This is a genomic window from Xanthomonas sp. NCPPB 3200, from assembly GCF_056393585.1.
This window is the reverse complement of the sequence record NZ_CM150785.1, coordinates 636,339-656,966: the sequence shown is the minus strand read 5'-3', so window position 1 is coordinate 656,966 and position 20,628 is coordinate 636,339. Positions and strand designations below refer to the sequence as shown.

Sequence of the window (20,628 nt, the reverse complement as noted above, 5' to 3'; positions counted from 1 at the left end):
GCGGCGGTACGTCGTGCGCTGCTGCCGGTGTCGGTGCGAGCGTCGATTCGTGATCGGCACGAATCAGGTGCGTCGACTGGCTGGCCGCATCAACCAGGGATGGTGCGATGCCCGTTTGCTTGGCTCCTGTCACTGGCCGCCGCCGCTCCACCGCGTTGCAAGGCGTCACGGAACGCCTGGCATCGGCAGTGCGTTCGACCAGCGTGCTCATGCCGCGCTCCACACCGGAAACAGCGCGCTGCGCGGCAGCAAGCGGCAGCCGTTGGCGGACTTCACCAAGACCTGTTGCGCGCTGCCGGCGTACTCGCGCCAGTTCACCGCGGTGTCGTCGGGCAGCAGCAGTTCGCCGTCTGCGCGCAGCCCGTGGCGCTGTTCCCAGCGCTGCAGCACTGTCACCACGGCCTGCGCCTGCTCGGGTGTGGCGATGGACCACAACAGGTCCAGATCCGATTGCGCATGCACATACGCAAGCCCGGTCAGGGCCTGCCATGCGAAGCTGCCGAAGACGCGCGGCTGCAGGGCGTTGGCATTGCACTCGATCAGCAAGGCCTGCAGTGCAGGCTGCATCGCGGCGGGTGCGGCTGCGATCACCGCGTCCAGCGCCAATGGCGCGGTGCTGCGCGCGACCTCGTCCAGGCCGGCGCTCAATGCCAGGCGTTGCTTGCCTTCGTCTGGCGGCAGTGGCACGCCCAGCCGCAGGCTGCCGGGTGCCTCGCTACCATCGCCACGCGCCACCACTGCCGGCAGACCCGCGGCAAACCACTGCTGCAGCCGTGGCTGCGCACCCGGCGTCAGCGCTTGCCAGCGCGCGCCGGGATGCAACCACGCCAGTGCGTGGCGGCCGGGCATGCTCAGGCCTCGCCCGCGGCCACGGCCGCAGCGACATCGCGCGCCAGGGTGCGCCCGCCACGCTGCGCGCCACGTGCCCGGCGTTGATCGCCATCGCTGGGCGCGGACAGGGCATCGAGCAGCGCCTGCGCCAGATCGCCGTCCCAGAGCGATTCCACCGCGCCCATGCGCACATAGTTCTCCACGCCAGGCGCAAACACCGGCGAGCTCTTGCTCAGTGCCTGTAAGGTGTCCACGCTCTGCTTGGTGACGCGCGCCATCGCGCGCAGATCCATCACCCGGATCTGCGCATCCGGCAATGCGTGGATGTGATCGGCCATCAGACCGAACGACAGAAAGCCGCCGCTGACCGATTCGCCATACACCAGCGTGACCAGCCGCGCGCCGCGCTTGCGGGCCAGATCCAGCGAGCGTGCCAGATGCGCGAAATAGCCGTTGATCCCGAGCAGTTCGTCGCGGCGCGCGAGCCGCTGCCCGGCGGTGTCGGCCAACATCACGATCGGCCGCTGGGGATGCGCGCGCGTGCTGGCCAACACGGTGGCGGCCAATGCCAGTGCGTGGTCTACGCCGACTTCCAGTTTGTTAGCGGTGCCGATCACGGTGACCTCGCCTGCAGCGGTCATCGCGCTGCCGGTCAGCACATCGTCATTGCGGGCGATGGTGTGACCGAGCGGGAATAGTTGATCCAGCAGTTGGCTCAGTTCCATGGAGTGCTCCGGTCGGCGGTGGCAGCGAGGAACGCTTCCGTCTCCAGCAACGGCAAACGCTGCGCATCGACGATGCCCTGGCGCTGCCAGATCTCCAGACCGTCGCGGCAATCGCCGTAGGCGGCGATGCGCGTGGCCAACTGTTGCTGTGCAAGTTCCAGCGCCTGCAATGCGGCCTCGCCTTCCGGCTCTGCCAGCTTGTCCAGCGCCTGCACGGCGGCCTCGGCGAATGCGGCGATGCGGTCGGCCACCAGCGTCTGCGCCTCGCCCAGCAGATAGCGGTGCTTGCCGCCGGTGACGCGCCACACCAGGGCGCGATCGCGCGCGTCGAACTCCTCCACACCGCGCACGGTTTCGATCACGTCCGGGCCGGACAGCGACAGGCGGCCTTCTTCGGACATGATCACCGCACTGCAGCAGCGCGCCACGATGCCCATGCCGCCGAAGGCGCCGTTACCGCTGCCGATCAAGGCCAGCACCGGCACGCCGGCGGCGCGCGTGTTCAAGGTGGCGCGCATGATTTCGGAGATGGCGATCAGGCCGGCGTTGGCTTCGTGCAGGCGCACGCCGCCGGTGTCGAGCAGCAACAGCACCGCCGCCGGCTGCGTGGCAGCGGCGCGCTCGAGCAGGCCGGTGAGCTTGGCACCGTGCACCTCGCCGACGCCGCCGCCCATGAAGGCGCCTTGCTGCGCGGCGATCAGCACGTTGCGCCCACGCAGTGTGCCTTCACCGACGACGATGCCGTCATCGAAGGCGCCGGGCGTGTCCAGCTGGGCCAGATGCGGGCTGATCAGGCGACGGCGCGGACCGACGAATTCGTGGAAGCTGCCGGCATCCAGCACGCCATCGATGCGCTCGCGCGCATCGGCTTCGTAATAGCTGCGCTCGGCCATGGGAATGGTGGTGCTCATACGTATCTCCCAACGACAAGCGTAGGAGCGCACCCGGGCGCGACTGCAGCGTTACCGGAAACGCCCGTCGCGCCCTGGTGCGCTCCTACGGGATGAGAGGGGTGGCTCATGCGGCGGCTCCCTGCAGGACGTCCAGCGCCTGCTCCAGGCGCAGGCTCACTACCGCCGGCGTGGCGCCGACATCGTTGATGCTGATGCGCACATCGCGCAGCGGATGGCGCGCGGCGAAATCGTCCAGCACTGCCTGCCAGATAGTGCCGAACCCGCGCGCGGCGGTGAGGATCTCGATCTCCATCGCGCCGTCCAGCGGCACGCGCTCGACCAGCACTTCCAGGTTGCCGGAGGCGACCACGCCGACCAGCGCATGGTCCAGCCCGGCGCGTGCGCCATGCTGACCATCGAAGCGATACCGCAGGGTTTCCATGCTGTGCCCCTACCAGTTGCGAAAACGTTTCGGCGGGTCGTACAACCCACCGGACCAGCGCACCAGGTCCTTGACCGTGCGCGCGGCGAGCAGGTCGCGCGTGGCATCGCGTGGACGAATCCCTAAGTCTTCCGGCCGCTTGATGACGCCGCGATCGCGCAGGTTTTCCACCGCGCGCTTGTCGCGGCCCAGGCCGACGGCGGTGTAACCGGACACGCCACGGATGGCCTGTTCGCGCTCTTCGGCGCTGCGGCACAGCAACAGGTTGGCGATGCCTTCCTCGGTCAGCACGTGACTGACGTCGTCGCCGTAGATCATCACCGGTGGCAGCGGCATGTTGGCGCGCTCGGCCAGCTCCCAGGCATCGAGCCTGTCGACGAAGGCCGGCGCCATGTGTTCGCGGAAGGTTTCCACCATCTGCACCACCAGCTTGCGTCCGCGCGGCATCTCGCCGGGACGCGCCGCCTCGCGCCCGGCCTTGAGCCAGGCGTCGCTGGCGTGCCGGCGGCCGCGCGCGTCCGAGCCCATGTTGGGCGCGCCGCCGAAACCGGCGATGCGGTCGCGCGTGGCGGTGGAGCTGTTGCCCTGCAGATCGATCTGCAGGGTGGAGCCGATGAACATGTCGCAGGCATACAAGCCGGCGGTCTGCGACAACGCCCGATTGGAGCGCATGCTGCCGTCGGCACCGGTAAAGAAGATGTCCGGGCGCGCGGCGATGTAGGCCTCCATGCCCAGTTCCGAACCGAACGAATGCACCGAGTGCACGAAGCCCGATTCGATCGCCGGGATCAGCGCCGGATGCGGATTGAGCGCCCAGTGCCGGCAGATCTTGCCCTTCAGCCCCAGCGATTCGGCATAGGTAGGCAGCAACAATTCGATCGCGGCGGTGTCGAAGCCGATGCCGTGGTTGAGCCGGTCCACGCCGTATTCGGCGTAGATGCCCTTGATCGCCATCATCGCCATCAGCACCTGGATCTCGGAGATCTGCGCCGGGTCGCGGGTGAACAGCGGTTCGATGTAGTTGGGCCTGGGCGCCTGGGTGACGAAGTCCACCCAGTCGGCCGGGATGTCCACGCGCGGCAGCGTGTCGACGATCTCGTTGACCTGCGCAATCACGATGCCGCCCTTGAACGCGGTGGCCTCCACGATCACCGGGGTGTCTTCGGTATTCGGGCCGGTGTAGAGATTGCCGTGGCGGTCGGCGGCCTGCGCGGTGACCAGCGCGATGCGCGGGGTCAGGTCGATGAAATAGCGGCCGAACAATTCCAGGTAGGTGTGGATGGCACCGATCTCGATGCGGCCCTCGCCGACCAGCCCGGCCAGGCGCGCGGCCTGCGGGCCGGAGAACGAGAAGTCCAGCCGCTTGGCGATGCCGCGCTCGAACACGTCCAGATGCGCGGGCAGCGACAACACCGATTGCACCATATGCAGGTCGTGCACGCGCGCCGGGTCCACCTCGGTGAGGCAGCGCGCCAGGAAGTCGGCCTGCTTCTGGTTGTTGCCTTCCAGGCAGACGCGGTCGCCGGGTTCGATCACCGCCTCCAGCAGCGCCACCACGTCGTTGGGGGCCACCACGCGCCCCTGCGGCGCCAGGGCTGCGGCGCGCTGCAGGCGCTGGCGCCGGCTTTCGGCCTGGGTGTCCCACTGTCGACTCATGCGTCTGCCTCACCGGGCCAAGCCCGTAATGTCGAAGTAATTACATCGTAATTATGGAGGCCGGCTGTGTCTAGCCGCGTTGCAGCATGGGCGGCAGGGATGTCCAGGCCGGACAGCCGGGCGACAGGCAGGCGCTTGCGGACCAGCACACTTCGATATATCTTTTCGCCATACTTCGATATATCGAATTACGATGCGCTCCCACCACGACGACCTGCCGAGTGAGCTCGATCCATCCGCAGCGCCCAGTGCGACGCGTCGCGGTGGCGCCGGGCGCGCACGGCCTCTGGAACATGGCGACCTGCGCTTGCTGCTGCTGGCGCTGATCGAGCAACAGCCGCGCCATGGCTACGAATTGATGCGGCAGATCACTGCGCTGTTCAAAGGCCTGTACACGCCCAGTGCGGGCGCCATCTATCCGGCACTGGCGCAGCTCGAAGCCGATGGCTGGGTGCAGACCGCGCTGGACGAAGGACGCAAGCGCTATCAGGTCACCGCCTCTGGCCGTACGTATGCGGCGCAGCACCGTGACGCGCTGGATGCGGCACTGGCCCGCACCCACCGCCGCGCGCGCGAGCTGATCAAGGCACAGACCCCGGCGCCGATTCGCGAGGCCATCCACCGCATCAAGCACGGCCTGTTTGCGCGGCACGGGCAATGGACGGATGCAGAAACCACACGCATTGCCGCGCTACTCAACGCCGCCGCTGACGGCATGGAGCGCGACGACGGCTGAGTGCGTCTATCGCCGTGATCCGAAGCCAACCGATGCCAGTTTGATTGCGCCTTGCGGCAGTGCCGTGCCATCGCGGTGTTTGCGTTGCGCGGCGTCAGTGGCATGCATGCATTGCTGTCCCTGCGCTGTTCTGCGATTTGATCAGCGTGTCGCTGCACGACATCGACCTTGCTTGGTTGGCAGATGCACGCGGCTTCGCCCGTACCCGCATCCGCCCCTGCGGGGCACCTTCTCCCGATGGGAGAAGGGTGAGCAACAACCGCTGTTCTTTGCCAGCTCGCTGGTCAGATCGTCACATCACCGTTTGCAGTCACTCACCCGCCGCGCATCTGCGCGCCACATCCAGGAATCGCACTACATGGCCATCCACACCCACACCCAACTCCGCCGCGATCCGCGCCTGCGCTCCGTGCAGGTGGTGCGCTGCGAATCGCTGACGCCGCAGATGCGCCGCATCGTGTTTGGCGGCAGCGAGCTTGCCGGTTTTCAGAGCGAGGCACCGGACGATCACGTCAAGCTGTTCTTCCCCAATGCCGATGGCGCCTTCGTGCTGCCGACGATGACGCCGGACGGCCCGCGCTATGCCGAAGGCGCGCTGCCCTCGTCCGGCCGCGATTACACCCCGCGCGCATTCGATCCGCAAAGCGGCGAGCTGAGCATCGACTTCGTGCTACACGGCGACGGCGTGGCCTCCAGCTGGGCGGCGCAGGCACAGCCCGGCGATACGCTGAAGATCGGCGGCCCGCGCGGCTCGTTCCTGGTTGCCGACGACTACGACCACTACGTGCTGATCGGCGATGAAACCGCGCTGCCCGCGATCGGCCGCTGGCTGGAAGCGATGCCCGCCGACATGCATGCAGAGGTCTTTATCGAAATCGCCGATGCGGCCGAGCGCCAGGAGCTGCTCAGCGCCGCCGAGGTGGACGTGTACTGGCTGGAACGCAATGGCTTCGATGCCGCCAGCAGCACGTTGCTGGAAGACAGCCTGCGCGATTACGAGCCGCACGACGGCGACACGTTCTACTGGATCGGCACCGAATCCATGCGCGCGCGTGCGATGCGCAAGTTTCTCGAAGAGCACATGGGCGTGGACAAGGACTCGGTGCGCGCGAAGGGCTACTGGAAGGCGAACCCTGCTGCGGAGTGAGGCGTTGGCGTGCGCCTTGTGGCGGGCGGAGGGTGGAGCTGTCGCGGCCTGGGCCGCTCCTACAAAAGCCGGGCGGTTACGCTCAAGCAAAAGCCCGCCGATTGGCGGGCTTTTGCGTTCCGCACATCGGTGCGATCACTCGCACCGATGCATTGACTGCGCTGCGACTTACTTGGCAGCAGCAGCGTCGCCGGCCTTGGCCTGCAGGGCTTCGGTGGTGATGCGGATCTTCACTTCGTCGCTGACGTTCGGGGCGTACTGGCCCACGCCGAAGTCGGTGCGCTTGATGGTGGTGGTGGCGTCGAAACCGGCTGCCGGCACCTTCTTCATCGGGTGCTCGCCGGCACCGTTGAGGGTGACGTCCAGCACGACCGGCTTGGTCTGATCCTTGATGGTCAGATCGCCGGTGACGGTCAGCTTGTTGGGGCCGGCCGCTTCGACCTTGGTGCTCTTGAAGGTGGCGGTCGGGAACTTGGCCGCGTCGAAGAAGTCACCGCTCTTCAGGTGCTCGTCGAACTTGGCGGTGAAGCTATTCAGGCCCGAAAGCGGCAGGGTGACCTGCACGGTGGACTTGGTCACGTCGGCCGCGTCGTACACCAGGGTGCCGTCGACATTGCCGAAATGCGCGCTCGGGTTGGAGAAGCCGAAGTGGCTCCACTGTGCGATCACGTCGGTATGGCTCGGATCCAGCGTGTAGGTGCCGGAGGCCACTTCCACGGCCGGCGCGGTCGAGGCGGCCGGCGCAGCAGCCGGGGCCGGGGTGGTGGCAGCGGCATCGGCCGGTGCGGTGGCGGCCGGGTTTTCAGCGGCCGGCGCGGCGGCGTTGTCGGCCGGCTTGGAGCAGGCGGCGATGGCCAGGGTCAGGGCGAGCGGCAGCAACAGTTTGTGGGTGGTCTTCATTGAAACTCCTTGAGATGAGGGACCGCATTGGATCAACGCGGATGGAACAGACGCAGACGGACGAGGACTGCAGGAAAATCGAAACGTGCGCCCGGGGCGGGTTGCACAAGGCGCGGTCGTCAGGTGGTGCGGGTGGCGCGCCCCGAAGCCGGAGTGTACGTGGCTCCTGCGTGCCGGAGCGCCGGCTGCACCCGCCCGACGGTGCGCGCAGCCGCGGTACCAGCCGCTGTTACTCGATGCGTGCGACTTCGTCGAAGCTCAGCCGCGGTAGCCGCGGGAACAGCCCGGCCGGATCGCCATAGCCCAGATTGACCAGGAAGTTGGACTTGATCGGCGTGCCGGCAAAGAACGCCGCATCCACCTTGTCATTGTCGAAGCCGGACATCGGGCCGGCATCCAGACCCAGCGCACGCGCGGCCAGGATCAGGTAGGCGCCCTGCAGCGAGCTGTTACGGAACGCGCCGGATACGCGCATCTCGCGCGAGTCTTCGAACCAGCTCTTGGCGTCGGCATGCGGGAACAGGTACGGCAACTTTTCGTGGAACTCTTCATCGGAGCCGATGATCACCGTGACCGGCGCGGCCAGCGTCTTGGTGGCATTGGCCTCGGACAGTGCCGGCTTGAGCTTCTGCTTGCCCTCCGGCGTGGTCACGAACACGAAACGCGCCGGCGACCCGTTGGCGGCGGTCGGGCCCCACTTCAGCAGATCGTAGAGCTCGCGCAGCTGCGCCTCGCTCACCGGCTTGTCGAGAAAGGCGTTTTGCGTGCGGGCGGTGCGAAACAGCTGATCCAGCGCGGCAGCGTCGAGCAAGTCGGACATGGAGACTCCGGGAAGCAAGGGAATGGGCGACAGTAGGGTGCAGCACCGGCGCCAGCGTGAAGACCCGCAGTGTAGAGTGACGCGATTGCGGCAGCACACGCTCAATCTGAAACAAATCTATGTCGGATCTGAAACGATGGCGCTGACCTGGGCGGTCAGCGACGGCCGCGCCGGCAATGCACGCCAGGCCGAGGCCTTGGCGCAGGCGCTGCACTCCACGCCGGTCACGGCGTTGCATCTGCAGGCCCGCGCGCCGTGGCGTTGGGCCGCACCGCGCCTGCTGCCGGGCGCGCAGGCGGCGTTTGGATCCGGCTTTGCCCGGCAATTGCAGCAGCCGCCGGCGCTGGCGATCGGCTGCGGGCGCCAGGCCGCGCTGGCCACCCGGCTGCTGCGCACGCGCGGCAGCCGGGTGGTGCAACTGCTGGATCCGCGCCTGGACCCGCGCCACTGGGATCTGCTGGTCGTGCCCGAGCACGATGCGCTGCGTGGCGCCAACGTGCTCACCCTGCTCGGCAGCCTGCACCCGGTGGACGATGCCTGGCTGGCCGCCGGGCGCGCCGCCTTCGCCGCGCTCGGCGCGCTGCCCGGCCCACGCCTGGCGCTGTTGATCGGCGGCCCCACCGCGCAACTGCCCTGGACCACCGAAGCGCTTGCGGCACTGTGCACGCACCTGCGCGCGCAGGTGCTCGCCGCTGGCGGCAGCCTGCTGGTCACCACCTCACGGCGTACACCGCACGAGGCGATCGCAACGCTGCGCAAGCTGCATGCAGGCCTGCCAGGCCTGCTGTGGTGCGACGAGCGCGACGGGCCCAACCCGTACGCCGGCCTGCTGGGCTGGGCCGATGCAATCGTGGCCAGTGCCGACTCGGTCAACCTGCTCTCCGAAGCCTGCGCCACGCGGGTACCGGTGGCAGCGGCGTTTGCCGGACAGGCACAGGGCCGGGTGGCGACATATGTGCGGGCACTGCAGGCGCGTGACCGTCTGTGCGATGCCGGCGATGTTTTCGCAACGCCGCCGCAGCTGCATCCATTGCGCGAAACCCAGCGCATCGCCGCACTGGTGCGTGCGCGCCTGCACGTATGATGGTGACGCCGCCGATGCCACCGGGCAGACACAAGGACGCTGCACTCCCCATGCAACTTGCACACAAACGGCCCGGTTGGCCTGCAACGGCGCTGTTGCTCGTCTCCCTGACGTGCGCACTCCCCGCCTTCGCCGCGCCGGTGTGCACCCCGCACTATCCAACGCCCGCCACGCTGGCGGCGATGTTCGACATGGCCAGGTCCACCCAGCAGGCGCTGGACGCAGTGGACGGTGCGCAGGTCGTGCTGCTGGCACGCGGCGGTCAGGATCTGAGCCGCTATGGCTTGAAACACAGCCATCTGGCCTTCGCGCTGCGCGAAGACGACGGCACCTGGCGGGTGAAACACCTGCTCAATCACTGCAAGTCGGACAACTCCGCGCTGTATCACGAGGGCCTGAGCAACTTCATCGGCGAAACTGCCCTCACTGCCGATCTGCGCGTCGGCGTGCCGGCACCGATGCTGCAGCAGCAACTGCGCACGTTGCTGCAGGATCCGGCCACGCTGGCACATGCGCTGCACGAGGCGCGCTACAGCATGATCGCCTACCCGTTCTCCACCGATTATCAGAATTCCAACCAGTGGGTGCTCGAAGTGCTGGCGGCGGCATTGGCGGCGACCAACGCAGCAGAGGCGACAGCTGCACCGGTGAGCGATCGACGCAGCGCGCAAGCCTGGCTCAAGCGCAATGGCTACCAACCTACCCGCCTGCATCTGGATCTGAGCAAGCGCATCGGCGCCCGTTTCTTCGTCGCCAACGCCGCAGTGACCGACCATCCCGCCGGCGAGCGCATCTCCGGCAACTATTCGGTGATCACGGTCGAGTCGGTGTTCGATTTCCTGCAGCAGCAACAGATGCTGCAGCAGGACCAGTCCATTCCACACAGCGCTACCACGCACGGAGCATCTCCATGAACATCCCTCTTCGATCTGCCGGCCTCGGGCTGCTGCTGGCCATCTCGTTTGGCCAGCCGATGCAGGCCCATGCGGGCCTGACCACGATCACCCGTGGCGATGCCTCGGCGATGTCGGCAATCCTGGTGATCTCCGCGCCGTACTTTGTGTCGTTGGCGCTGGGCCATAGTGCGATCGCAGGCTCGGAAGCTCTCAGCGACGCATCGCACAAGGCCTCGGCCGGGCCATTGCCGCCGATGCGGGTGAAGTCGGTGGAAAAAAAGACTGACGGCGGCTGCCAGGTGCAGTTGCAGGATCCGGCAAACGCCGAGAACACCGCGCTGCTGCGCTGGCCGGCCCGCCAGGACGACCCGACTGCGGGCTTTCGCGTTGGCGAGACGGTGACTTTCCAGCCGAGCCCGGCTGGTGCGGGCTGGACGGTGCAATCGCCACAAGGCCAGGCGCTGGCATTCGTGCCGACCGCGGAATCCGCCGCGCAGAACAGCAGCACCACCTGGTGATGCAGGAAAGCCGCTTGCCGACGCTGTCGGCCAGGATGGCGCGTCACTGACGCACCGTTTGCGGACACGGTGATGCGTGCCGTGCGCGCAGAGGCATCTTCCACTGTCTGCCGAACTGCCTGCGCAATGGTTTGTTGATCACTGACGCGTACGGCCGCGTGCCGTTGCAGGACCTTGGCGCGCCGATGCGTGGCACGCACGCAGGTAATTGCCAGCGCGCTGATCGCGCCGTAATCGGCAACGCTGTACACGCAGATTGCCTGATGACCCGCCGGCATGCGCTCAAACGGCAGCACAGCGCAACGCCGGAGTGCTCACGCATCACGCGGTTGCGCGAGCACGAGCGATCCGCACCTCGTCACTCACCAATGCTGGCGGCCATGCATTGACCGGCACGGTGGTTGAACCAGCAGCACGCGGCCGTGTCGTGCATACGCATTGGCGCACTGGCCCACATACGCCAACGCGCGGATAATCCGCATTGCCCCGTCACTGCAGCACCGTCATGTCCAGCACCGCGCCGACGCCGTTCGCCCCACTCACCGCGCGCGCATTGGCGTGGGCGGTCCTGGCCATGGGCGCGGTGGTGCTGTTGTCCAACATCCTGGTGCAGTACCCGATCAACGATTGGCTGACCTGGGGCGCGTTCTCGTATCCGCTGGCGTTTCTGGTGAGCAACCTGATCAATCGCCGCTTCGGCCCGCGCGCGGCGCGCAAGGTCGCCTGGTGCGGGTTTGCGCTGGCGGTGGTGTTGTCGCTCTGGCTGGCCACCCCGCGCATCGCGGCGGCCTCGTGCACCGCCTTCATCGCTGCACAGCTGCTGGATATCAGCGTGTTCGACCGGCTGCGCAGTGGCAATTGGTGGCGTGCACCGATCGTGGCCACCACCTGCAGCGCCACGCTGGATACGACGATCTTCTGGAGCATCGCCTTTGCCGGCGCTGGCCTGCCATGGATCAGCTGGGCGGCCGGCGACCTGGCGGTGAAGCTGGGCATGGGCGTGTTCCTGCTCGGCCCGTTCCGCGCACTGCTGTGGCGCAGTGCGCCGCGCCCGCAGGGCTGACCGGCTCGCCTGCGCACCGGCAATCAGGCCAACACCAGGCGCGGTGGAGGGATGCCATTTCAACGCACCCGCGCTTCTGCCAACCCGACCTGTGCGCTGCACGCGTCTCACCTTGCAACGCCAGCTACCGGCCACTCAAGGCGGTGGCGTCGCCGCGTCCTTGCCGAGCGGAAACTCCAGCCCTTGTGCGTGCGCGGTAGTGAAGATGCTGTGCCGTGCCTGCTCGATGGCGGGCGTTGGTGGGATCAGCCGCGGCCGGCGATCCAGAGTGCAACTCAGGCCCGCTTCCACCAAAGTGGCATGCGCCTGGTGCAGCGGTGCGGCACGCTCGGCCGGCAGCCATTGCACCTGCACTAATGCATCGATCAAGGCGGGCGTGGCGCAGGCCAGCAGCAACTCAGGATGCTGTGCGGCCTGGCCGAGTACGCCGGCCTGCAGGACGAATTCCAGATCGACCAGGCCGCCGGCGCCCTGCTTGAGATCCAGCCGCCCCGCATCGCTGCGATCCAGTTCGCTGCGCATGCGCGCGCGCATCTTGCGCACGTCCTCGTGCAGCACGGCGGTGTCGCGCACACGTGTCAGCGTGTCGGCACGTACCTGCGCGAAGGCCGCGCACAGCGCCGCATCGCCGGCCACCGCACGTGCACGCACCAGCGCCTGATGCTCCCAGGTCCAGGCGCGCTCGCGCTGGTAGTCGCGGTAACTGGCCAGCGATGACACCAATGCGCCCTTGCCACCATCCGGGCGCAGCCGCACGTCGATCTCATAGAGACGGCCGGCGCCGGTTTCGGCGGCCAGCAGTGTCATCACCTTCTGCGCCAGCCGCGCAAACCAGCGCCCGGCTTCCAGCGCTCGCTTGCCATCGGAGGCTTCCACCTCGCGTGGATGGTCGTAGAGAAACACCAGATCCAGGTCCGAGCCGAAGCCCAGCTCCAGGCCGCCCAGGCTGCCGTAGCCGATGATGGCGAACGCACCGCCCGGCACCTGCCCGTGCGCGGCGATCAGTTCGCGGCGCGCCAGCTGCAGCACCGTCTGCACCACCGCTTCGGCCAGCCAGGCCAGTTGCTGGGTGCTGTCCACCGCCTGCTGGCGGCCATCGAGCGTGGCCAGCGCAATGCGGAAGCTCAAGGCGAGCCGCCGCTCGTTGAGTTCGCGCAGCGCCGCTTCGGTGTCCTCGATCTGCAAGGTGTCCAGGCATGCAGCGTGCAACGCGTCGCGGTCGGGCAACGGACCGCTGATGCGGGTGTCGAGCAGTTCGTCCAGCAACAGCGGATGCGCAGCCAGGCGCTCGGCCAACAAGGCACTGCGCGAGAGCACATCGACCAGGCGTGCGAGCGCGCTGGGTTGTTCGTCCAGCAAGGCCAGGTAACTGGTGCGGCGCAAGGTGGATTGCAGCAGGCCGAGCACGCGGCGCACGGCGGCGTCCGGCTGGCTGGCGCGGGTGGCCGCATGCAGCAGCGCCGGCATGACGCGGTCCAGCCGCGCGCTTGCGGTATCGGAGAGCGCACGCACGCCGGAGGACTGCGCAAAATCGGCCAGCACCTGATGCGCGCCGGCTGGATCGTGCAATCCGATGCCGGCCAGCGGCGCGGCATCGCCTTCCGGCAGTGCGCGCCAGTAGTCGGCAAGCGCGTCGGGGGCGGTGGCGCGCACGCGCGGTGCCAGCAGCTCGGCGAATTCGGCGGCAACGCGCGCACGTTGCGGAGTGAGTGCCTGCAGCAGTGCCGGCCAATCCGCATAACCCAGGCCCAGCGCGATGCGTTCGCGATCCAGCGGGGCCTGCGGCAAGGCATGGGTCTGTGCATCGCGCAACATCTGCAGACGATTTTCGAGCCGGCGCAAGAAGCGATACGCCTCGGTCAATGCATGCCCGTTGTCCGCATCGATCTGGCCGGCCTCCACCAGCGCCTGCAAGGCAGGCAACAGGCGACGCTCGCGCAGGCTCGGCTCGCGCCCACCGCGAATCAGCTGCAGCGATTGCGCCAGGAACTCGATCTCGCGGATGCCGCCCGGCCCGCGCTTGATGTCGTCCAGACGATCGTGGCGGGCGACTTCGGCAGTGATCGCCGCCTTCATCTCGCGCAGGCCGTCCAGTGCGGTGAAGTCCAGATAGCGCCGGTAGACGAAGGGGCGCAGCGTCTCCAGCCAGGCTTCGCCGGCGTCGATATCGCCGGCCACCGCGCGCGCCTTGAGCCAGGCATAGCGCTCCCAATCGCGTCCTTCGCGCTGGAAGTACTGGTCCATGCCGGTGAACGACAAGGCCACCCGCCCGGCGGTACCGAACGGGCGCAGACGCAGATCCACGCGATGGCTGAATCCATCGGCGGTGGTCTCGTCGAGCAGCTTGGCCAACTGCTGGCCAAGCCGCGCAAAATATTCCTCCGCCGCCAACGGGCGGGCACCATCGGACTGGCCGCCCTGCGGATACGCATAGACCAGATCCACATCCGAGGAAAAATTCAGCTCGCCACCACCGAGCTTGCCCAGCCCGAACACCACCAGCCGCTGCACGCTGCCGTCTTCGGCAATCACCTGGCCGTGGCGGTCGCGGAACTGCTGCTCCAATGCCTGCAGCCCACATTGCAGGCAGGTTTCGGCCAGGCGGGTGGCACCGGCCAGGGTGGCATCGACGCTGTCCAGATCGAGCACGTCGCGCCAGACCAGGCGCGTGGATTCGCCACTGCGGTAGCGCCGCAACTGCGCCGGCCAGGCCTGGGGCTGTGCGGGGTCGAGCACCGGTAGTGGCAACGGCGGTGGATCCGGCTGCGCCAGGTGCTGCAGCAATGCCGGCTGACGCGCCAAGGTATCGAGCGCAAACTCGCTGGCGAGCGCAACCTGTTCGAGCTGCCGAGCGAAGTCATCGCCCGGCCAGGGCTGGTCGGCCGGCACGGCATGACGGACACGCGCCACAGCCCGCTCGATCAGGGCGGTGAGCGCAGGAGACACGGATGAGTTAGGCAGCGACATGCGCCGATTCTGGCATCCCTGCGCGATGGCGGCACGTGCATGCGGGCGATCTAGCGATGTCTAGGGGCAGCAACACAACTACCGGGTTCACCGCCGCGCTGCGTGTGGCCCCATCGGCACGCGGCCATGTTGGCGGGCGTGATGTCCTCACTGGCTGCGGGCTCCTTGGCCGTATGGATGCAGCCATGGAACTCCACGGATGATTTACGACGTGTCCCGGAAGTGGTGAATGTATCGCGTGTTGAAACAGCGTCAGAGTTCGAAAGCCGGCTGTTTGCGCTCAGGCCGGATGAGGCGGTCAAGCAGAGGCGAAGCATGTGATCTGAGGCTTCCTTGCAGGGCCCTTGCCCGCCCGCCATCGCAGGACACGCCGCAAGTACGTCCGTGTAGGCTCTTACGCGGCATCCATGCCGCGTAAGGTCCCGCGACGGTAGGCGGGCAAGGACCTAGCGAGATGGTCGGTGTGCATGGTTGCAAACGGTGCATGCGGTGCACGACGTGCGCTGGTTGGATCACTCGGCGTTCGCCCAGCTTTTATCATTTCTCCATCGCAAGCCGAGCGGCAGACAAACCTCCAACACGCAACCTGTAAGCGTCTCGTCTGCGACGCAGGCCGAGTCACACGCTTTCAGGAAAGCAGCCGACCAACTGTCTGGTGCGGTGGCCTCGCCGGTTGCGGGACCGTGTGGCGGCATGGATGCCGCCACCGAGCCCCCAGGGATGGGTTCACGGCGTGTCCCGCGAGCGGTGAGGACGCCGCGCACTCGACGAGCTGAGCTTTTGACTCGGGCATTTGATCGCAGTTAAAGAGGCCACCGTTCTAAATCTCGATTGCTTTAGGCGTTGCTTCTTGAGCGCTTGGCAATGCGGATAGATCGGTTGCGGGGCGATTGGTCTGTGGACTTGGTGCAGGGCCCTTTCCCGCCCACCATCGCAGGACATGCCGCAAGTACGCCCATGTAGGCTCTTACGCGACGGTGGACGGGCAAGGACCAGTCAAACTGGTCGGTGTGTGTGGCCTTCAAACAACAGCAAACTACAGCAAGTGCCAACCCACCACCCCGCATGCGACGCAGCCCAGCAGCACTGCCAGCCACGCACTCCAGCGCGGCGCGTACGCCAGGCCCAGCGCCACCCACAGCGCGGCCACGCTGGCAAACCCCAGCCACAACAAGGTGCCCACCGCTCCGCCCCAAGCGAGCACGCACAGCACCAGCGCGGCGATCAACAGACAGACAGCCATCGCACGCAGCAACCATCGCTGCATGGCCGGCGCAGTGCGGCGGCCGGTGAGCTGCTCGTAATGGCGATGCATCGCCACGGCCAGGGCCATCAGTGCGGCATGGCAGAGCGCGGTGCCCAGCAGCGCGGTGATCAGCCCATCCATGGCGGATGTCCCAGCAACCAGCTCGCACCGCCCAGCACGGCGATGCCCACGCCCAGCCAGCCCCACATGCGCAATGCACTGCGCGCACGAAACATCCACAGCACGACGACGGTGTAGATGGCGAAACTCAGCAAGGTCATGCTCAGCACCGAGACCGCAGGCGACACGCCGGCAAACCGCGACAGCAGCTGCGCCAGCACGCTGCAGCCGGTGGAGGTCAGCGCATAGCCGCCGACGCTGGCAGCGAGCACGCGACCGGCAACCGACCAGCGGTAGCGCGTCACCGATGCGGTGCTCGAAGCAGGCTTCACAACACATCCATCGCAGCAGTGGCGCCGCGCCTGGCGCGTGTCGGCACCGGTCGCACGGCGCTGCGATGGGCCCGATATGCCGCGTAAGCAAATGCAACGCCGAAGACGAGCGAGACCAGTTCGACCCCGGCGCGCTGCAGGTCGCCCGCAGCCAGGTACACGCCCAGATGCTGCCCGGTGGTGACCGCATTGAGCAGCGGCAAGCCGACACATAGCAGCGCCGTCATCGCCAGTTGCTCCACCCATGCGCGCGCGGGCGGGCGCAGCAGCGCATGCAGCAGCGTGGCCGCCCAGACCCACAGGAATGCATGGATTTCGATCTGGCTGCGCCCGGCCTGCGCAGCCGGCACCAGGCGGTTGGCATAGAAATACGCAATGCTCGCCAAGGCGGTTCCCGCAAGCGCGGCGGCATTGAGCGCTTCCACCACCCGATAGATGCCGGCGGTGGCCGCGCCGAACTCCTGCTCGCTACGCCGACGCCGCTTGATCGAAAACAGCAAGGTGCCGGTGGCCATCATCAAGGTGCCGGCCAAGCCGCAGATGAAATACAGCCATTTGCTGGTCCAGCCGCCGAACCCGGCCACGTGCAGGGTCTTGATGACCTCTTCCACATCCTGCGCGTGCAGGTCCGTGCGTGCGGCATCCGCGTGCCGCTCCAGCAGCGCGCCACTGTTCGCGTCGAATACCACGCTATTGGCTGGGTTGAGCAGGCGCCGCGAGCTACCGGTCGCGGCCACGCGCGCGATCACGCGTAGCTTGCTGCCGGGTTGATCGGGCCGCTCGATCACCAGCGTTTGCGCGGGCGCAGCGTTGAGCGAATCTGCACGCTGCACCAGCTCCGGCAGATAGGCCGGCACGCGGTTGACTGCGGCGTCGTCTGTGCTGGCCGCAGGCACTGCCGGCGACAGGTCATCGGCGTAACGCGTGTAGGCGTCCTCGTCGCTGCCGTACAGCGCCTGCAACGGCGCGGGCATGTAGCTGGTGTGGAAATACGCCAGGCCGGTGTAGACGATCATCAGCAGGAAGGGCAGCGTCAGCACCGCCGTGGCGTTGTGCGCGTCCAGCCACGAGCGCTGTCCCTTGCCCGGGCGGAAGGTAAAGAAATCCAGAAAGATCCGCTTGTGCACGATCACCCCGGATACCAGCGCGATCAGCCCGCACAGCGACACCCAGCCCACCAGCCAATAGCCGGGAATGCCGCCATGCAAGGTGTAGTGGAAGCTCATGAAATGCCGGCCGCCTTCGGTCTGCCGGCCCCACGGAGACGGCAGCAACTCGCCGCTCCCGGGGTCCAGCGCTGCCGGATCCTGACCCTCTGGTGTCCGCCAGAACAGCGTGAGCGCCTCACCCGGATGCGCGGGCAAGGTGATCCGCCACAGGCGCGCCTGTGGCGCAAGCTGATGCAGCTGCGCCAGTGCACGCGGCACCAGCGCTGCTTCCGACAGGACAATCTGCGTGCTCGCACTCGGCAAGGCCGGTTTGCCCTGCATCCAGCTGGTGATCGGATCGCGGAATACGCTGAGCGTGCCGGTCAGGAAGATCGCGCACAGCAACCAGCCACAGCTCAGGCCGCACCAGGTGTGCAGCCAGGCCATGCTTTGGCGAAAGCCTTCTTTCATCCGGCACGCGCCATGCGCCACCGCAGCGCTGGTGCCCGCATCACAGCGCGCCGCGCAGGGTCACCATCACGTTGCGCGGTTCGCCGTAATAGCGCCCGTTAACGAAGCTCGACAAGGTGTTGTAGTAGTGCTTGTCGAACACGTTGTTGAGATTGACCGCCACCGACCATTGCCGGTTGACCTGGTACCGCGCCAATGCATTCCAGACCGCACGCCCCTGGATCGGCGCGGTGGCAGTGCCGATCTGCCGATACGCCGCGCTCTGCGCGCTGACACCGCCACCGACGGTGACGTCCTGCAGCACGCCCGGCAGACGGTAGGTGGTCCATACCCGCAGCAAATGCTTGGGCGTGTAGCTGTTGAAGGTCTGGCCCTGGCTGCTGACGTCCTGCAGGTAGGTGGTGCGGTTGAAGGTGTAACCGGCAAACACGTTCCAGTCGCGCAGCACCTCGCCGCTGACTTCGGCATCGAACCCGCGGCTGCGCACCTTGCCGCTGTCGATGTAGCAGAAATCGTTGTTGCGGCAGGTGGGGCTGGTGGTCAGGTCGGCCTGGGCACGGTTTTTCTGCTCGATCTGGAACAGCGCAAACGCGCTGTTGATGCGCCTGTCCAGCCACTCCCCCTTGATGCCCAGCTCGTAGTTGGCACCGGTCATCGGCTTGAGCATCTCGCCGGCTTCGGTCTGCGCGTTCTGCGGCTGGAAGATGTCCGCATAACTGGCGTAGGCTGACCAGGTCGGGCTCAAGGCGTACAACAGGCCGGCATACGGCGTGACCTGCCCGGTCTCGCGGGTGTGCTCGATCGATTGCGATGGCGACAGTCCGGTGGTGGTGGTGTTCCACAGGGTGTCGTGCCAGCTCACGCGGGTGCCGACGATGGCCCTCAACGGATCAGTCAGCTGCCAGCGCAGTGCGCCGTACAGGCCGAATTCGCGCGAGGTGCCATGCCGGGCCTCGCGTGCATTGGCGAAGATTTCCGCATCGCCGATCGCCCGCACATTGCGCTGCAGATTGAACACATTGAAGGTCTGGAAGTTGTTCTTGTTGCCGTAGACCGTATCCACGGTGGTCTCGGCGAAGTTGCTGCCGATCACCAACTCGTGCCTTCGCCCCAATGCATTGAACTGCCCGATCACATTGGCGTCGAAGCCGAAGGCATCCGCATCGAAAATGGTCCGCGCGGCCAGCAGCGCGCCGGTACCGTTGGCCGGATTGATCGCGCGGCTGGAGCTGGCGTATTTCAGATCGTGCAGCTCGCGCACCTGCACCGCACTGAGCTTGAACACCCAGTCGGCATTGAAGCGATGGTCCAGGTCCAGATACAGCCCGCGATTGGACGAGGACTGCCGGTTCCATGCCGCACCCAGATTGGTGTGGCGCGGCAGGCCGATATCGCGGCCATCGCTGAAACTGGGCAGACCGCCGAAGAACGGCCGGCCTTCCACCTGTTCGTAGCTCACGCCCAGGCTGAGCTGGGTCTGCGGCGAGAACGTGTAGTCGAGCGTGCCGTAATAGGTGGGCGTGCGGCGCGTGACCCCATCGACGAACGAGCGCTGGTCCTGGTAGTCGATCACTCCGCGCGCGCGCAATGCGCCATCGGCGCTGAGGTTGGCGCTGCCATCAATCAGCGCGCCGTAGCGATCCCAGCTGCCGCCCTGGACCATCACGCTCACGCCCGGCACATCCAGCGGGCGCTTGCGCACCAGGTTCACCGCGCCACCGGGATTGCCTGCGCCCTGCAGCAGGCCGGCCGCACCGCGCAGCACTTCGGCGCGATCGTAGATGCCCATGTTGGCGCTGTAGTTGCTTGCCCGGCCATACATGCCGCGATTGAGCGGCACGCCGTCGTACTGCACCGTGGTGATGTCGAACCCGCGCGAATAGATGTACTTGCCGCCCTGCGGGCTCTGCACGATGGTGATGCCGGTGGTGCTGGCCAGCGCGTCGTAGACCGAGGTGATGTTCTGCTCGTCCATCAACTGACGGGTGACCACGCTGATCGACTGCGGGATGTCCTTGAGCGCCTGCTCACCGCGGCCGATGCTGACCGCGCGCGCGGTATAGCTGCCGGTGCCGCTGGTGGCCGCACTGCGGTTGGCCTGCGCGGTGACCTTGACGGTAGGCAGCAGCCACGCGTCCACCTCGCTATTGTTCGCGCTCAGCTGCGGCGCGGCGCGCAACACGTAGCCGCCGGTCTGCAACGGCACGGCCTGCAAGCCGCTGCCAGCCAGCAGCGCAGCCAGGGCGGCCGGTGCGGTGTAGCTGCCATCCAGCCCGGCGGTGGTCTTGCCGTCGGTCTGCGCGGCGGTGAAGCTCAGCAACAGGTTGGCCGAACCGGCCAGTTCACGCAGCGCCGGCGCCAACGGGCCGGCGGGGATGCGATAGGCCTGGCGTGCATCCTGCGTGGCAGGCGTGGTCTGGGCGATGGCGTCGGGCATCCCCGCACACACGCCCAGGCTGCAGAGCGCAACCGCCACGGCGGCGCCGAGCGGCCGCTGCACGGCCTGCACCAGGGCGTTGCGCTGCAACGACGAAGAGGAAAGTTGGCCGCGGCGGCGGGCAGTGATCGACATGCTGTTCCCACAAAGGTTTGGTGTCGCACTGACACCGTCATTGGGGAGGTGCCACAACTGC

The 20,628-nt window shown here is 67.1% G+C and carries 18 protein-coding genes; 6 read left to right on the top strand and 12 right to left on the bottom strand.

Translation table 11 applies throughout. The features are described from left to right. Nucleotides 1-207: 207 nt before the first annotated feature. The 5 genes from mdcG to mdcA all read right to left on the bottom strand — a co-directional run bounded on the left by mdcG (nt 208) and on the right by mdcA (nt 4,547). Nucleotides 208-849, bottom strand: coding sequence for a malonate decarboxylase holo-[acyl-carrier-protein] synthase (mdcG, locus tag AC06DU_RS02800; protein ID WP_478203488.1), 642 nt, complete (start codon nt 847-849; stop codon nt 208-210). A gap of 2 nt (nt 850-851) precedes the next feature. Then, nucleotides 852-1,556, bottom strand: coding sequence for a biotin-independent malonate decarboxylase subunit gamma (gene mdcE, locus AC06DU_RS02795; RefSeq protein ID WP_478203487.1), 705 nt, complete (start codon nt 1,554-1,556; stop codon nt 852-854). Further along, on the bottom strand, nt 1,547-2,449 hold the full coding sequence (locus AC06DU_RS02790) for a biotin-independent malonate decarboxylase subunit beta (protein WP_478204352.1): 903 nt from the start codon (nt 2,447-2,449) through the stop codon (nt 1,547-1,549). Before AC06DU_RS02790 ends, mdcE begins: the two co-directional genes overlap by 10 nt. Nucleotides 2,450-2,573: 124 nt before the next feature. Next, nucleotides 2,574-2,891, bottom strand: a complete 318-nt coding sequence (gene mdcC / locus AC06DU_RS02785; RefSeq protein WP_016902872.1) for a malonate decarboxylase acyl carrier protein — start codon at nt 2,889-2,891, stop codon at nt 2,574-2,576. A gap of 9 nt (nt 2,892-2,900) precedes the next feature. Further along, entirely contained in the window at nt 2,901-4,547 is a 1,647-nt protein-coding gene (mdcA, locus tag AC06DU_RS02780; protein WP_478203486.1) for a malonate decarboxylase subunit alpha, read from the bottom strand. 193 nt (nt 4,548-4,740) lie between these two features. Between mdcA and AC06DU_RS02775 the strand changes: the two genes are divergently transcribed. Continuing rightward, nucleotides 4,741-5,283: a PadR family transcriptional regulator gene (locus AC06DU_RS02775; protein ID WP_102580392.1), complete on the top strand. Its 543-nt coding sequence runs from the start codon at nt 4,741-4,743 to the stop codon at nt 5,281-5,283. Between the two features lie 358 nt (nt 5,284-5,641). Then, nucleotides 5,642-6,430 carry a siderophore-interacting protein gene (locus AC06DU_RS02770; RefSeq protein WP_478203485.1) on the top strand — a complete coding sequence of 263 codons (789 nt, stop codon included), beginning with the start codon at nt 5,642-5,644 and terminating at the stop codon, nt 6,428-6,430. Nucleotides 6,431-6,598: 168 nt separating this feature from the next. Here the strand turns inward: AC06DU_RS02770 and AC06DU_RS02765 are convergent, their stop codons facing one another. Then, nucleotides 6,599-7,330 (bottom strand): YceI family protein, encoded by a 732-nt coding sequence (locus AC06DU_RS02765; RefSeq protein WP_478203484.1) that lies wholly within the window; start codon nt 7,328-7,330, stop codon nt 6,599-6,601. Between the two features lie 229 nt (nt 7,331-7,559). Then, nucleotides 7,560-8,150: a malonic semialdehyde reductase gene (locus AC06DU_RS02760; protein WP_478203483.1), complete on the bottom strand. Its 591-nt coding sequence runs from the start codon at nt 8,148-8,150 to the stop codon at nt 7,560-7,562. Nucleotides 8,151-8,286: 136 nt separating this feature from the next. Here AC06DU_RS02760 and AC06DU_RS02755 point away from each other — a divergent pair, with 136 nt between their 5' ends. The 4 genes from AC06DU_RS02755 to AC06DU_RS02740 all read left to right on the top strand — a co-directional run bounded on the left by AC06DU_RS02755 (nt 8,287) and on the right by AC06DU_RS02740 (nt 11,711). Then, nucleotides 8,287-9,234 carry a mitochondrial fission ELM1 family protein gene (locus AC06DU_RS02755; RefSeq protein ID WP_228911817.1) on the top strand — a complete coding sequence of 316 codons (948 nt, stop codon included), beginning with the start codon at nt 8,287-8,289 and terminating at the stop codon, nt 9,232-9,234. Between the two features lie 50 nt (nt 9,235-9,284). Continuing rightward, entirely contained in the window at nt 9,285-10,148 is an 864-nt protein-coding gene (locus AC06DU_RS02750; protein ID WP_478203482.1) for a DUF2145 domain-containing protein, read from the top strand. After that, nucleotides 10,145-10,648, top strand: a complete 504-nt coding sequence (locus AC06DU_RS02745; protein ID WP_016902864.1) for a hypothetical protein — start codon at nt 10,145-10,147, stop codon at nt 10,646-10,648. The genes AC06DU_RS02750 and AC06DU_RS02745 overlap by 4 nt, the downstream gene beginning before the upstream one ends. A 505-nt stretch (nt 10,649-11,153) precedes the next feature. Beyond that, complete coding sequence (locus AC06DU_RS02740; RefSeq protein WP_024937878.1) at nt 11,154-11,711, top strand: VUT family protein; 558 nt, start codon at nt 11,154-11,156, stop codon at nt 11,709-11,711. 135 nt (nt 11,712-11,846) lie between these two features. On the opposite strand, the gene glnE is transcribed toward AC06DU_RS02740, so the two are convergent. The 5 genes from glnE to AC06DU_RS02715 all read right to left on the bottom strand — a co-directional run bounded on the left by glnE (nt 11,847) and on the right by AC06DU_RS02715 (nt 20,567). Beyond that, a complete protein-coding gene (glnE, locus tag AC06DU_RS02735; protein WP_478203481.1) occupies nt 11,847-14,678 on the bottom strand; it encodes a bifunctional [glutamate--ammonia ligase]-adenylyl-L-tyrosine phosphorylase/[glutamate--ammonia-ligase] adenylyltransferase in 2,832 nt (943 codons plus the stop codon). A gap of 1,036 nt (nt 14,679-15,714) precedes the next feature. Next, complete coding sequence (locus AC06DU_RS02730; protein ID WP_478203479.1) at nt 15,715-16,065, bottom strand: DUF3325 domain-containing protein; 351 nt, start codon at nt 16,063-16,065, stop codon at nt 15,715-15,717. Beyond that, complete coding sequence (locus tag AC06DU_RS02725) at nt 16,053-16,376, bottom strand: hypothetical protein (protein ID WP_104646867.1); 324 nt, start codon at nt 16,374-16,376, stop codon at nt 16,053-16,055. Before AC06DU_RS02725 ends, AC06DU_RS02730 begins: the two co-directional genes overlap by 13 nt. After that, nucleotides 16,373-17,971 (bottom strand): PepSY-associated TM helix domain-containing protein, encoded by a 1,599-nt coding sequence (locus tag AC06DU_RS02720; RefSeq protein WP_478203478.1) that lies wholly within the window; start codon nt 17,969-17,971, stop codon nt 16,373-16,375. The genes AC06DU_RS02725 and AC06DU_RS02720 overlap by 4 nt, the downstream gene beginning before the upstream one ends. Nucleotides 17,972-18,035: 64 nt before the next feature. Beyond that, a complete protein-coding gene (locus AC06DU_RS02715; protein ID WP_478203477.1) occupies nt 18,036-20,567 on the bottom strand; it encodes a TonB-dependent siderophore receptor in 2,532 nt (843 codons plus the stop codon). Between the last annotated feature and the right edge of the window lie 61 nt (nt 20,568-20,628).

Bases quoted from the DNA above. Each gene is read 5' to 3' on its own strand.
- glnE (WP_478203481.1), bottom strand. From the start codon at position 14,678: ATGTCGCTGCCTAACTCATCCGTGTCTCCTGCGCTCACCGCCCTGATC.
- mdcA (WP_478203486.1), bottom strand. From the start codon at position 4,547: ATGAGTCGACAGTGGGACACCCAGGCCGAAAGCCGGCGCCAGCGCCTG.
- AC06DU_RS02750 (WP_478203482.1), top strand. From the start codon at position 9,285: ATGCAACTTGCACACAAACGGCCCGGTTGGCCTGCAACGGCGCTGTTG.
- AC06DU_RS02760 (WP_478203483.1), bottom strand. From the start codon at position 8,150: ATGTCCGACTTGCTCGACGCTGCCGCGCTGGATCAGCTGTTTCGCACC.
- mdcE (WP_478203487.1), bottom strand. From the start codon at position 1,556: ATGGAACTGAGCCAACTGCTGGATCAACTATTCCCGCTCGGTCACACC.
- AC06DU_RS02715 (WP_478203477.1), bottom strand. From the start codon at position 20,567: ATGTCGATCACTGCCCGCCGCCGCGGCCAACTTTCCTCTTCGTCGTTG.
- AC06DU_RS02730 (WP_478203479.1), bottom strand. From the start codon at position 16,065: ATGGATGGGCTGATCACCGCGCTGCTGGGCACCGCGCTCTGCCATGCC.
- AC06DU_RS02740 (WP_024937878.1), top strand. From the start codon at position 11,154: ATGTCCAGCACCGCGCCGACGCCGTTCGCCCCACTCACCGCGCGCGCA.
- AC06DU_RS02790 (WP_478204352.1), bottom strand. From the start codon at position 2,449: ATGGCCGAGCGCAGCTATTACGAAGCCGATGCGCGCGAGCGCATCGAT.
- AC06DU_RS02765 (WP_478203484.1), bottom strand. From the start codon at position 7,330: ATGAAGACCACCCACAAACTGTTGCTGCCGCTCGCCCTGACCCTGGCC.
- mdcC (WP_016902872.1), bottom strand. From the start codon at position 2,891: ATGGAAACCCTGCGGTATCGCTTCGATGGTCAGCATGGCGCACGCGCC.
- AC06DU_RS02755 (WP_228911817.1), top strand. From the start codon at position 8,287: ATGGCGCTGACCTGGGCGGTCAGCGACGGCCGCGCCGGCAATGCACGC.
- AC06DU_RS02775 (WP_102580392.1), top strand. From the start codon at position 4,741: ATGCGCTCCCACCACGACGACCTGCCGAGTGAGCTCGATCCATCCGCA.
- AC06DU_RS02720 (WP_478203478.1), bottom strand. From the start codon at position 17,971: ATGGCCTGGCTGCACACCTGGTGCGGCCTGAGCTGTGGCTGGTTGCTG.
- mdcG (WP_478203488.1), bottom strand. From the start codon at position 849: ATGCCCGGCCGCCACGCACTGGCGTGGTTGCATCCCGGCGCGCGCTGG.
- AC06DU_RS02745 (WP_016902864.1), top strand. From the start codon at position 10,145: ATGAACATCCCTCTTCGATCTGCCGGCCTCGGGCTGCTGCTGGCCATC.
- AC06DU_RS02770 (WP_478203485.1), top strand. From the start codon at position 5,642: ATGGCCATCCACACCCACACCCAACTCCGCCGCGATCCGCGCCTGCGC.